General features: G+C 73.8%; 11 protein-coding genes and 1 riboswitch. Of the genes, 6 read left to right on the forward strand and 5 right to left on the reverse strand.

What is annotated here, in order from left to right; translation table 11 throughout:
* Nucleotides 1-113: 113 nt before the first annotated feature.
* A complete protein-coding gene (locus tag IE274_RS18250) occupies nucleotides 114-1,667 on the forward strand; it encodes a phytoene desaturase family protein (protein WP_190116846.1) in 1,554 nt (517 codons plus the stop codon).
* A gap of 247 nt (nucleotides 1,668-1,914) precedes the next feature.
* On the opposite strand, the gene IE274_RS18255 is transcribed toward IE274_RS18250, so the two are convergent.
* From IE274_RS18255 to IE274_RS18275, 5 genes are all read right to left on the reverse strand, one after another.
* Entirely contained in the window at nucleotides 1,915-2,826 is a 912-nt protein-coding gene (locus IE274_RS18255; RefSeq protein ID WP_190116847.1) for a hypothetical protein, read from the reverse strand.
* Nucleotides 2,827-2,871: 45 nt separating this feature from the next.
* A complete protein-coding gene (gene metF / locus IE274_RS18260; RefSeq protein ID WP_190116848.1) occupies nucleotides 2,872-3,792 on the reverse strand; it encodes a methylenetetrahydrofolate reductase [NAD(P)H] in 921 nt (306 codons plus the stop codon).
* Between the two features lie 159 nt (nucleotides 3,793-3,951).
* Nucleotides 3,952-4,623, reverse strand: a complete 672-nt coding sequence (gene thiE / locus IE274_RS18265) for a thiamine phosphate synthase (protein WP_190116849.1) — start codon at nucleotides 4,621-4,623, stop codon at nucleotides 3,952-3,954.
* Nucleotides 4,624-4,705: 82 nt separating this feature from the next.
* A complete protein-coding gene (locus tag IE274_RS18270) occupies nucleotides 4,706-5,071 on the reverse strand; it encodes an Rv2175c family DNA-binding protein (protein ID WP_030363015.1) in 366 nt (121 codons plus the stop codon).
* A gap of 121 nt (nucleotides 5,072-5,192) precedes the next feature.
* The gene (locus IE274_RS18275; RefSeq protein ID WP_229909648.1) at nucleotides 5,193-6,359 is read right to left on the reverse strand and encodes an NAD(P)/FAD-dependent oxidoreductase; all 1,167 of its coding nucleotides are present in this window, start codon (nucleotides 6,357-6,359) and stop codon (nucleotides 5,193-5,195) included.
* A gap of 142 nt (nucleotides 6,360-6,501) precedes the next feature.
* Nucleotides 6,502-6,615, forward strand: a riboswitch (TPP riboswitch).
* Here IE274_RS18275 and thiO point away from each other — a divergent pair.
* The 5 genes from thiO to IE274_RS18300 all read left to right on the forward strand — a co-directional run bounded on the left by thiO (nucleotide 6,613) and on the right by IE274_RS18300 (nucleotide 12,148).
* Entirely contained in the window at nucleotides 6,613-7,887 is a 1,275-nt protein-coding gene (thiO, locus tag IE274_RS18280; protein WP_190116851.1) for a glycine oxidase ThiO, read from the forward strand. It overlaps the preceding riboswitch by 3 nt.
* Nucleotides 7,884-8,105, forward strand: a complete 222-nt coding sequence (gene thiS / locus IE274_RS18285) for a sulfur carrier protein ThiS (RefSeq protein WP_190116852.1) — start codon at nucleotides 7,884-7,886, stop codon at nucleotides 8,103-8,105. Before thiO ends, thiS begins: the two co-directional genes overlap by 4 nt.
* A 5-nt stretch (nucleotides 8,106-8,110) precedes the next feature.
* Nucleotides 8,111-8,905 (forward strand): thiazole synthase, encoded by a 795-nt coding sequence (locus IE274_RS18290; protein ID WP_190116853.1) that lies wholly within the window; start codon nucleotides 8,111-8,113, stop codon nucleotides 8,903-8,905.
* Nucleotides 8,906-9,017: 112 nt separating this feature from the next.
* A complete protein-coding gene (gene pknB, locus IE274_RS18295; RefSeq protein WP_190116854.1) occupies nucleotides 9,018-11,048 on the forward strand; it encodes a Stk1 family PASTA domain-containing Ser/Thr kinase in 2,031 nt (676 codons plus the stop codon).
* 191 nt (nucleotides 11,049-11,239) lie between these two features.
* Nucleotides 11,240-12,148 carry a deoxyribonuclease IV gene (locus IE274_RS18300; RefSeq protein WP_229909625.1) on the forward strand — a complete coding sequence of 303 codons (909 nt, stop codon included), beginning with the start codon at nucleotides 11,240-11,242 and terminating at the stop codon, nucleotides 12,146-12,148.
* Nucleotides 12,149-12,183 lie beyond the last annotated feature (35 nt).

A 12,183-nucleotide genomic window follows, 5' to 3' on the forward strand; every position in this document is an offset into this window, starting at 1 on the left:
GGCCTCGGGATCGAGTGAGCCGCGGGGCCCGGCGGGCCGCGGGCCGGGTCCGGAATCCGGGCCGGTGGCGGGCGCCGACGGCGTTGTCAGTGGGGGCCGATAAAGTCCCTCGCATGGCACGGATTGTGGTGATCGGCGCCGGGATGGGCGCCATGACGGCCGCCGCCCGGCTGGCCGTCGCGGGCCACCGGGTGGTGGTGCACGAGCGCGCGGGGACGTACGGGGGCGCGCTCGGCCGCGTGGAGCGCGACGGCTTCGGCTTCGACACGGGCCCGGCGCTGCTGCACCTGCCCGCGGTCTACCGCGACCTGTTCGTGAAGACGGGCAAGCAGCCCCTGGAGGACTGCGTCGAGCTGTCCCAGGTCGAGCCCGCCGTCCGCCACGTCTTCGCCGACGGCACGACCGCGGACCTGCCGAACGCCTCCCGCGCGGGCGTCGGCGAGGCCCTGGACGGCGCGCTCGGCGCGGGCGCGGGCGCGCGCTGGGCGGCGTTCATGAACCGCGCGCGGGAGGCCTGGGACCGCACCCGCCGCCCGCTCCTGGAAGAGCCCCTGTGGCCGAACTGGGAGGTGCTCGCCGACCGCGAGCCCTACCCCTCGGTCGCCCAGAAGCGCCTGCTGCGCCGTGAGCGGCGCGCGGCCACGCTCGCCCAGGTCGCCGAGTTCGAGCTGGGCGGCGAGCCCCGGCTGACCGCGCTCCTGGAGCACTTCGCGCTGGGACACGGCCTGGATCCGCGCACCGTCCCGGCGAGCGCGGCCGTCCTGCCGTATCTGGAGCAGACCTTCGGCACCTGGTCCGCGCGCGGCGGCATGCGGGCCCTCGCGACCGCCGTGTACGAGCGCTGCCGCGCGCGCAGGGTGGAGTTCGCGTTCGGGTCGGCCGTCGTGCGGATCGTGGAGAAGGACGGGCGCGCGGCGGGCGTCGAGCTGGCGGACGGGACCGTCGTGGACGCGGACTTCGTGGTGGCCGGGGTGGCGCCCGGCGCGCTGGCCGGGATGCTGTCCGGCACGCCCGCCCGCGCCCCCCAGGACGTGCCCGCGCAGTCCGGTCTCCCCAGCCGCCTCACCGTGCTGCTCGCCCTGCGTGGCGCCCGCACCGAGGACACCCCGCACCGGACGGTGCTGCACACCGGCGACCGCGCGGACGAACTGGACCGCGTCTTCGGGCCCCCCGAGGCGTCCGGCAACGGCGACGGCCCCGGGACCACCCACGGCAACGGCCCTCGGCCCGGCCTCCCCAGCACCCCGACCCTCACCGTCCTGCGCCCGGACGACCCCATGGCCACGCCGGACGCGGAGCACGAAGCCGTGACGCTGACCGCCGTGGTCCCGGCGGGCGCCGAGGTCACCGACGCGGCCGTACAGCGGCTGATCGCCCGCGCGGCCGCGGTGGTCCCCGGCCTGGACGACCGTCTGCTGTGGCACGAGGTCCGCACGCCCGCGCACGTGGCCGAGGCCACCGGCGCCGACGGCGGCGCGGTCCCGGCCCCCGTTCTCGCCGCCGCGGGCGGACGGTATCTGCATCCGGCGAACAGCACCGCCGTGGCGGGGCTCTACGCGGTCGGGGGCTGGTCGCACCCCGGCGGCGGACTGCCGCACGCGGGCATGTCGGGCACGCTGGCCGCCGGACTCATCGTGGAGGGACCCGAGTTCCGCGGCTCGCAGTGAGGGAGCCGCCGTGCGTGCGGCGGACCTTCGTGTGCTGAGCGAGCCGCCGCGCCCTCGGCGGACCCGCGCGCGTGCGGGCGGCACCGAGCGTGCCGCCCGGGGCCGCGCCCGGCTTGTCGTGCACCTTCGCGTGTGTGGGCGGCACTGCCGTCCCACTTCCAGGACACTGACTGGATCACGCGTGTCTTCGCGTATGCGGGCGGCACCGGCTCGGTGCCGTCACCCCGACCCAGTACCACTGCCCCGCTCAGTACCGGTACTGCTGCTCCCCATTGACCCCCGGCTCATAGCCGAACTGGCCCGGCTCCTGCGGCAGCCCCTCCCCCTGGAACGGCGGGTAGCCGGGCTGCTCGGGCGGGAGTTCCGCGCCGTAGGGCGGGGCGGGCTCGCTGGTGCGCTGGTGGGGGACCCAGACGCCGCCGGGCGGGGTGTCCTGGTAGCCGCCGCCGTAGGTGTCGCCGCCGTAGGGCGCGTACGACTGCGGGTCGGCGTAGGTGTCGTAGCCGGGCTGGGCGCCGTAGGTCTGCGGGCCGATGTAGGGGTCGGAGTAGGCGGCGTACCGCTGCTCGCCGGTCTCTCCGTAGGCGAAGTGCAGCGAGTCCTGCTGCTCCTGCTGTGCCGGGGCGCCCTGCGGGTCGTACGGGGGGTAGCCGTCGAAGCCGTAGCCGTCACCGGCGGCGGCCTGTGCGTACGCCGCGTCGCTGTAGACGCCGTACTGCCCGGTGTCGTCGGGCATGGGCTCGGGCTCGTACACACCGGACCCGGAGGGCTGCTGCTCCAGGAGGTCGGAGGCGGGCGCGCCGGGCCCGGCGGCGGCCTCGTACTCGAGGTCGGAGACCTGGAGCGTCGGCTCCGCGTCGGCGGCCCGGGAGCCGGAACCCCTGCGCCGCCTGCTCGCGCCGGGCTGCCCGCCGAGCGCCCAGCCCGTGGAGAAGCCGCGGCGGAACGAGAGCGTCACGTATGTCTGCCCCGTGGCGAACGCGATCGCGCCGATGGCGATGACCACGACCGACGGCATCAGGACGCCGATGACGACACCGAGGAAGCCGACGAACGCGAGCAGCCGCCAGCGCAGCCGCGCCTTGTACTGCAGCAGTACCTCGCCGAGCAGCCACAGCGCGACTCCGCCGAACGCGATGTAGAGGACCGTCCAGCCCATGTACGCCCCTCTCCCCTGCGGCCGCGGCCCCAGGGGTACGACCGGTCAGGCCTGCTGGTGGTGCAGGCCCAGGTTTTCGTAGATCTCCAGCGTCGCCGTGGAGTTGTTCAAGGTGATGAAGTGCAGCCCCGGCACGCCCTCGGCCAGCAGCCGCGCGCAGAACTCCGTCGCGAACTCGATGCCAATGGAGCGTACAGCGGCGGGATCGTCTTGGGACCTGAGGATGCGCTCTTTCAGTTCGGGCGGGAAGTCCGCGTTGCTGAGCTGCGGCAATCGCTCCAGTTGGCGCACGTTCGTCACCGGCATGATCTCCGGGATGATCGGCGTCCCGCAGCCGGCCGCCTCGACGCGGTCGCGCAGGCGCAGGTATTCCTCCGGGTGGAAGAACATCTGGGTGATCGCGTAGTCGGCGCCCGCGCGGCACTTGTCGACGAAGTGCGCGACGTCCGTCTCCCAGCTCTCGGAGCGGGGGTGCATCGCCGGGAAGGCGGCGACGCCGACACAGAAGTCGCCCGACTCCTTGATGAGCCGCACCAGTTCGGCGGCGTAGGTCAGCCCCTCGGGGTGCTTGACCCAGTCGCCCATCGGGTCGCCGGGCGGGTCGCCGCGCAGCGCGAGCATGTTGCGGATCCCGGCGTCCGCGTACTGCCCGATGATGTTGCGCAGTTCGGCGACGGAGTGGTCGACGGCGGTGAGGTGGGCGACGGGCGTCAGTGTCGAGTCGGCGACGATCTGCTGGGTCTCGCGCACCGTGCCCGCGCGCGTGGAGCCGCCGGCACCGTACGTCACGGAGACGAAGCTGGGTGCGACGGCCTCGACGCGGCGCAGCGAGTTCCACAGGATCCGCTCGCCCTTGGGGGTCTTCGGCGCCGAGAACTCGAACGAGTACGTGGTTTTGCCGGTCGCGAGCATGTCACGCACGGTGCGTGCGCGGTCAGTCCTGGTGGAAGCAGTGCCTAGGGCCATACCGGCAGGTTAGCCAGGCTGGGGCGGTCCCCCAACCGCACGTTGGTCATTTGTCCCGTTAGTCGGTTTGTTGTCCACGCATCGGACACCATGGGGGGGTTGCTCAAACAGGCGTACGGATACCGGGTGGGGCGCACAGAAGTGCGGGCACGGTGGCCGTCAGGCCGTACGCAGGCGCTTCGCGAAGTCCGCGGCGGCGGCGCCGGGGTCGTCCGCCTCCGTGAGGGCGCGGACGACCACCACCCGGCGCGCGCCCGCCTCGATGACCTCGTCCAGATTGCCCGCGTCGATGCCGCCGATGGCGAACCACGGGCGGTCGGTGCCGAGCGCGGCCGTGTACCGGACCAGGTCGAGGCCCGGGGCGTGGCGGCCCGGCTTCGTGGGCGTCGGCCAGCACGGGCCGGTACAGAAGTAGTCCACGCCGTCCTGGACGGCGGCCGCGGCGGCCTCGTGCTCGGCGTGCGTGGAGCGGCCGACGAGGACGTCGTCGCTGGTGGCGCCGAGGATGGCGCGGGCCGCGGGCACGGGCAGGTCGCCCTGGCCCAGGTGCAGCACGTCGGCGCCGACGGCGTGGGCGACGTCCGCGCGGTCGTTCACCGCGAGAAGCTTGCCGTGGCGGCGGCAGGCGTCCGCGAAGACCTGGAGGTGGTCCAGCTCCTCCGCGGCCTCCATGCCCTTGTCGCGCAGCTGCACGATGTCGACGCCGCCCGCGAGGACGGCGTCCAGGAACTCGGGGAGGTCCCCCTGGCGCTTGCGCGCGTCGACGCACAGGTAGAGCAGGGCGTCGGCGAGCCGGGCGCGCGCGGAGGCGCCCGCCGTGTCGGTGGCCATGAAGAGGTCCCCCCGTGTCGGTGGCGTACGGGCCGGGGCCGGAGCTCCGGCCCCGGCCCGTACGCCGGACGGTTGTTTCAGGTCAGACGGCGAGCGCCTGCGCGCGGCGCTTCACCTCCGTCCCGCGATTCTCGCTCAGGGCCTGCGCGGGGGTGCCGGGCAGGGTCGGGTCGGGGGTGAAGAGCCACTCCAGCGCCTCTTCGTCGGTGAAGCCGTCGTCCCGCAGGAGCGTCAAGGTGCCTACCAGGCCCTTGACCACCTTGTCGCCGTCGATGAAGGCGGCGGGTACCTGGAGCGCGCGGTTCTCACCGCGGCGCACGGCGATCAGCTGGCCCTCCTTGACCAGCTGGCGCACGCGCGTCACCTCGACGTCGAGCATCTCTGCGATGTCGGGGAGGTGCAGCCAGGCGGGTACGAGAGCATCGGTCTTTGCGTCAATCTCGGTCACGGATCAAGCGTGCCATTTCTGGCCGGGGGCCGGTAGCGGGGATGGGGTGCGGGTGCGCCCTCCTGTGCCCCCTGGGGGTACGTGGGGCCCGTGGTCCTCGGGGTGACCGGCGGCGGGGCGGTCAGGACGTGACGGCGCGCTTCAGGGGCACAGCCGGGTCCGCGGCCAAGGCCGGATCCAGGCGGGTCGCGGACTCGATCAGCTTGCGGCCCTGGGCGAGGTCCCGGGGGCGGCCCACCGCGAGGAGGGCTGACAGCGCGCCGTCCCGGAGCCAGCAGACCGACCAGGCGGGGGTCGTGGGGTCGCCGCGCCAGATCAGGTCGTCGCCGGGGGCGTGGTGGCCCGCGTACTGGACGAAGCGGCCGAACTGCTCGGACCAGAAGTACGGGACCGGGTCGTAGGCCGCCGGGCTCTCGCCGATGATGTCGGCGGCGACCGTGCGCGGGCCCTGGACGGCGTTGTCCCAGTGGTGCACGAGCAGGCGCTCCCCGTACCGCCCCGAAGGGAAGGACGCGCAGTCGCCGACCGCGTACACATCGGGCGCGGACGTGCGCAGATGGTCGTCGGCCAGGACCTCGCGGTGGGCTCCGAGCGCGATGCCGGAGCCCGCGAGCCACGCCGTCGCGGGCCGCGCGCCGATGCCGACGACGACGGCACCCGCCGCCAGCCGCGTGCCGTCGTCGAGGAACACCGCGCCCGGCTCGACGCGCTCCACGCGCGCGTGGGTGCGCAGTTCGGCCCCGGCGTCCGCGTACCAAGCCGTCATCGGCGCCGCGACCTCGGCGGGCAGCACCCCCGCGAGCGGGCGGTCGGCGGCCTCCACCACGGTCACCGGGCAGCCCGCGTCCCGGGCCGCCGTGGCGAACTCGGCGCCGATCCAGCCCGCGCCGACGACCACGACGTCCTGCCCTTCGGCGAGGACCGGCCGCAGCCGCTCGGCGTCGTCGAGGGTGCGCAGCAGGTGCACGCCGGGGACGCCCTCGGAGCCGGGCAGGCGAATCGGTTCGGCACCGGTCGCCAGGACCAGGGTGTCGTACGCGACCGGGCCCGCCTCGGTGTCCAGTTCGTGGTCGGCGGGGCGGACGCCGGTGACGTCGACGCCGAGCCGCAGTTCGATGCCGAGGGCCTCGAAGTCGATGTCGAAGGCCGAGCCCTCCGCCTTGCCGAGCAGCACCGCCTTCGACAACGGCGGCCGGTCGTACGGCTGATGGGGCTCCGCGCCGATCAGCGTGACCGTGCCCGTGAACCCCTGCTCGCGCAGCGCCACCGCCGACCGCACCCCGGCCATCCCGGCGCCGACGATCACGACGCGCCGCCCCGATTCCACCTGCTTCTGCTCATCGCTCACCCGATCAACTGTAGGACGGCACCCCCGCCCGTGGACACGACGGGCTTAACTGCCCGCGGGACGACGGGCTACGCTGACCGTGCAGAGCACTCGCGGGAGCCCGGACGCACCGGGCTGAGAGGGAGGCTGGGACGGCCTCCGACCGTACGAACCTGATCCGGGTCATGCCGGCGAAGGGAGGGGCTGGACGCCCATGCGTTCCCGTACGAGTCCAGATACGAGTACGAGTCCAGATACGAGGACGAATTCAACGACGAGTCCGCGTACCCGTGCGACGACGAGCACCGACGTCCTCGTCATCGGTGGTGGTGTCATCGGGCTCGTCACCGCCTGGCGGGCCGCGCAGCGCGGTCTCGCCGTCACCGTCGTCGACCCCGAGCCGGGCGGCGGCGCGGCGCAGGTCGCGGCGGGCATGCTGGCCGCCGTCACCGAGCTCCACCACGGCGAGCAGACCCTGCTCGGCCTCAACCTGGCCTCCGCGCGCCGCTATCCGGACTTCGTGGCCGAGCTGACGGAAGCGACCGGGCACGACGTCGGCTACCGCGCGTGCGGCACACTCGCCGTCGCCCTCGACTCCGACGACCGCGCCCACCTGCGCGAACTGCACGCCCTCCAGCAGCGGTCGGGGCTCACCCCGGAGTGGCTGAACGGCCGCGAGTGCCGACGGCTCGAACCGATGCTCGCTCCGGGGGTGCGGGGCGGGCTGCGCGTCGACGACGACCATCAGGTCGACCCGCGCAGGCTCGCGGCCGCGCTCGTCGTGGCCTGCGAACAGGCCGGGGTGAGGTTCACGCGCGCGTGGGCGCGGGAGCTCTCGCTGGTACGGGACCGGGCCACCGGTGTCGTGCTCGCCGACGGCACCGCGCTGGCCGCCGGGCAGACGGTGCTCGCCGGGGGCAGCCTCAGCGGGCGGCTCGCGGGGGTGCCCGCCGCCGTACTGCCGCCGGTGCGGCCCGTGAAGGGGCAGGTGCTGCGGCTGACGGTGCCGGGGCGGTACGCGCCGTTCCTGAGCCGCACGGTGCGCGCCGTCGTCCGCGGCAGCCACGTCTACCTGGTGCCGCGGGTCAGCGGTGAGCTGGTCGTCGGCGCGACCAGCGAGGAGCTGGGCTGGGACACGACGGTCACGGCGGGGGGCGTGTACGAGTTGCTGCGCGACGCCCACGAACTCGTACCCGGCATCACGGAGCTGCCGCTCACGGAGACGCGCGCCGGACTGCGGCCCGCCTCCCCCGACAACGCGCCGTTCCTCGGCCCCACCGCGCTGCCCGGTCTGCACCTGGCCACCGGCCACTACCGCAACGGCGTCCTCCTGACGCCCGTCACCGGGGACGTCCTGGCGCACGCCCTGACCACGGGTGAACTGCCGGACGAGGCGCGGGCGTTCACGCCGGAGCGGTTCGCCTCCGGTCCGCAGCCGCTCACCACGACCACTCCCTCCCCCGAGCACCTCACGGAGCTGTCCGCATGACCACGCCGTTCGCCGCACTGGCCGTCTCCGTCAACGGAGAAGTACGAGACGTGGCCGCCGGGACCACGCTCGACACCGTCGTCGCCCAACTGTCCACCGCGCACTCCGGTGTCGCCGCCGCCCTCAACGAAACCGTCGTCCCGCGCGCGGAGTGGGCCGCCACCGCGCTCAGCGACGGCGACCGGGTCGAAGTCCTCACCGCCGTCCAGGGAGGCTGACGCACATGGCTGACGACCCCTTCGTCATCGGCGGCCTCACCCTGTCGTCGCGGCTGATCATGGGTACGGGCGGTGCGCCCAGCCTCGACGTCCTGGAACGGTCCCTCAGCGCCTCCGGGACGGAGCTGACCACGGTCGCGATGCGGCGGCTCGACCCCGGCGTCCAGGGCTCCGTGCTGTCCGTCCTCGACCGGCTCGGCATCCGCGTGCTGCCGAACACGGCCGGGTGCTTCACCGCGGGCGAGGCCGTGCTGACGGCGCGGCTCGCCCGCGAAGCCCTGGGCACCGACCTGATCAAGCTGGAGGTGATCGCGGACGAGCGCACCCTGCTGCCCGACCCGGTGGAACTCCTCGACGCCGCCGAGGCCCTCGTCGACGACGGCTTCACCGTCCTGCCGTACACCAACGACGACCCCGTGCTCGCCCGCAAGCTGGAGGACGTGGGCTGCGCCGCCGTCATGCCGCTCGGCTCCCCCATCGGCTCCGGGCTCGGCATCCGCAACCCGCACAACTTCCAGCTCATCGTGGAGCAGGCGAGCGTGCCGGTGATCCTGGACGCCGGGGCCGGTACGGCGTCGGACGCGGCGCTCGCCATGGAGCTGGGCTGCGCCGGCGTGATGCTCGCGTCGGCCGTGACGCGGGCGCGGGAGCCCGTCCTCATGGCCGAGGCGATGCGCCACGGCGTCCTGGCGGGCCGCCTCGCGCACCTGGGCGGCCGCATCCCGCGCCGCCACTTCGCCGAGGCCTCCTCACCTACGGAGGGCCGGGCGGCCCTCGACCCGGAACGCCCCGCGTTCTGAACCTCCGGCGCCCGCACGGGGGCGTTCGGCGTCGGTCACAGGTGCGCTGCAGTCTCGCTGGTCCGGAGCCCGCGGGGGCCGGACCCGATGCGGCGCCTCGTAGACTCCCCCCGTGGACACGACCCTCAAGGACCCGCTCGTCGGGCAGGTGCTCGACGGCCGCTATCGCGTCGACGGACGGATCGCGGTCGGCGGGATGGCCACGGTCTACCGGGCCGTGGACACCCGCCTCGACCGCGTGCTCGCCCTGAAGGTGATGCACCCGACGCTGGCGGCCGACGCCACCTTCGTCGACCGCTTCATCCGCGAGGCGAAGTCGGTGGCCCGCCTCGCGCACCCGAACGTGGTCGGGGTCTTCGACCAGGGCACCGACGGCGCGTACGTGTATCTGGCGATGGAGTACATCGCCGGGTGCACGCTCCGCGACGTACTGCGCGAGCGCGGCGCCCTGCGCCCCCGCGCCGCCCTGGACATCCTGGAGCCCGTGCTCGCCGCCCTCGGCGCCGCGCACCGCGCCGGGTTCGTGCACCGCGACATGAAGCCGGAGAACGTCCTCATAGGGGACGACGGCCGGGTGAAGGTCGCCGACTTCGGCCTCGTACGGGCCGTGGACTCCGTCACGAACACCACGGGCACGGTCCTCGGCACGGTCTCGTACCTCGCTCCGGAGCAGATCGAGCACGGCACGGCCGACACCCGGGTCGACGTGTACGCCTCCGGGGTCGTCCTCTACGAAATGCTCACCGGCGCCAAGCCGCACCAGGGCGACTCCCCCGCCCAGGTCCTCTACCAGCACCTCAACGAGGACGTACCGCCGCCCTCCGCCGCCGTACCGGGCCTCGCCTTCGAGCTCGACGAGCTGGTCGCGTCGGCGACCGCGCGCAACCCCGACCTGCGCCCCCACGACGCGGTGGCCCTCCTCGGGCAGCTCCGCGAGGCGCGGTTCGCGCTCACCGAGGCGCAGTTGGACGCGATACCCCCGCAGGCGCGCGGCACCGAGGCCGAGAGCGGCAACGGGCACGGCGGCTCCGAGGACCGTACGAGCGTCATCCCGCGCGCCGCACGCTCCGTACAGCTGCCCCTGCCCATCGGACAGGAGCCGCGGACCCCCGCGGATCCGCGCGCCGCCCTGCGGCAGGAGCCCGACCCCCGGCAGGACGGGCTCCACCACACCAGCGTGCTGCGGACCCCGCCGCCCGGACCGCCCCCGGCGTCCCCGGCGTCCCCCGCGGCGCGGCTCCGGCAGCGCCTGAACACCCGTCGCGGGATGACCGCCGCGATAGCCGCCGTCCTGCTGGTCCTCGGGCTCGGCGCGGGCGTCTGGTACATCAACTCGGGCCAGTTCACGACGGTCCCCGCCCTCCTCGCGAAGACCGAGGCCGACGCCCGCAAGCGGCTCGACGACGCCGGTCTCGACGTGCGCAAGGTCAAGCGCGCGTACAGCGACACCGACAAGCGCGGCACGGTCATCGCGACCGACCCCGATGTCGGCGAACGCATCCGGCACAACGGCAAGGTGACGCTGACCGTGTCCCTCGGCCCGGAGACCGTCAAGGTGCCGGACCTCGAAGGCACGCCCCTGGACAAGGCGAAGGACCAGCTCGACGACGCGGGCCTCGGGGCCGGCATGGTCACGAAGTCCTTCAGCGAGGACGTCGAGAAGGGCTCCGTGATCAGCACGGACCCGGGCGCCGGGAAGGTCCGCAAGGCCGGCTCGGCCGTCGCGATCGTCGTCAGCAAGGGCCGCGCCGTCCAGCCGCCCGACGTCACCGGCGAGTCCGAGAGCGATGCCCGCGACGCGCTGGAGGAGGCCGGTCTGAAGGTGCGGATCGCCCCGGAGCGGGTCACCTCCGAGGAGGAGGACAAGGGCGATGTCCTGGAGCAGTCGCCGAACCCGAGCAAGAAGCTCTCCGAGGGCGACACGGTCACGCTGACCATCTCCAAGGGCCCGCCGCTGGTCGAGGTCCCGGACGTCGAGGGCATGAGCGTCGACGACGCCAAGGACAAGCTGGAAGAGGCCGGTTTCGACGTCGACGAGGACCGCGGCCTGCTCGACATCTTCGCGGACAAGGTGAAGGACCAGTCGGTGGACGGCGGCGACAAGGCTCCCAAGGGGTCGACGATCACCATCAAGATCGGCTGAGCCAGGGCCTGAGGATCGTGGCCGGGTTCCGCTGAGCACGTGCTCAGCGGAACCCGGCCACGATCGGTGCGGCACCCGCCCGGCGGAACCCGGCCACGATCCGTGCGGCACCCGCCCGGCGGGATTCGGCCACGATCCACGGAGCGGCCCCGCGCCCGGCGCCGCCTTCGCCCCGTGCCACCCTGGACCGCGTGAGCACCGAGAAGTCCCCCGACTCCCCCCGCACCCCCCTGACCGCCCCAGCCCGCCGCAACCCCGTCGGCAGCCACGTCCCCGTCGCGGGCGGCCTCGCCTCCGTGGGCCTCGCCTACGCGCGCGACCTCGCCGCCGAGACCGTGCAGGTCTTCGTGGCCAACCCGCGCGGCTGGGCGACCCCGCCCGGCAACCCCCGGCAGGACGAGGAGTTCCGCGCCGCCTGCGCGGCCGAGGGCATCCCCGCCTACGTACACGCGCCCTACCTGATCAACTTCGGCTCGCACACCGAGGCGACGGTGGAGAAGTCCGTGGAGTCGATGCGGCACTCGCTGCGCCGTGGCCGCGAGATCGGCGCGCTCGGGGTCGTCGTGCACACCGGTTCGGCGACGGGCGGCCGGGAGCGGAAGGTGGCGCTGCGCCAGGTGCGTGAGCGGGTGCTGCCGCTCCTGGACGAGCTGACGCACGACGACGACCCGTTCCTGCTCCTGGAGTCGACCGCCGGGCAGGGCGCCTCGCTGTGCTCCCGCACCTGGGACTTCGGGCCGTACTTCGAGGCCCTGGACGCCCATCCCAAGCTCGGCGTCTGCCTGGACACCTGCCACATCTTCGCGGCCGGGCACGATCTGGCCGGGCCCGGCGGCATGAAGCAGACCCTCGACCTGCTCGTGGACACGGTCGGCCCGGGCCGCCTGAAGCTGGTGCACGCCAACGACTCCAAGGACGTCGTCGCCGCCCACAAGGACCGGCACGAGAACATCGGCTCCGGCCACATCGGCGCCGACCCGTTCCGCGAGCTGATGACTCATCCGGCGACCGACGGCGTACCCCTGGTCATCGAGACGCCGGGCGGCAAGGAGGGGCACGCGGCCGATGTGGCCCGCCTGAAGGAGCTGCGGGACGCATGACCCTTCCTTCTTGAGGAATACCCCCCTGGGGTATA

It is taken from the genome of Streptomyces flavofungini (assembly GCF_014650815.1).
GTDB lineage: Bacteria > Actinomycetota > Actinomycetes > Streptomycetales > Streptomycetaceae > Streptomyces > Streptomyces flavofungini.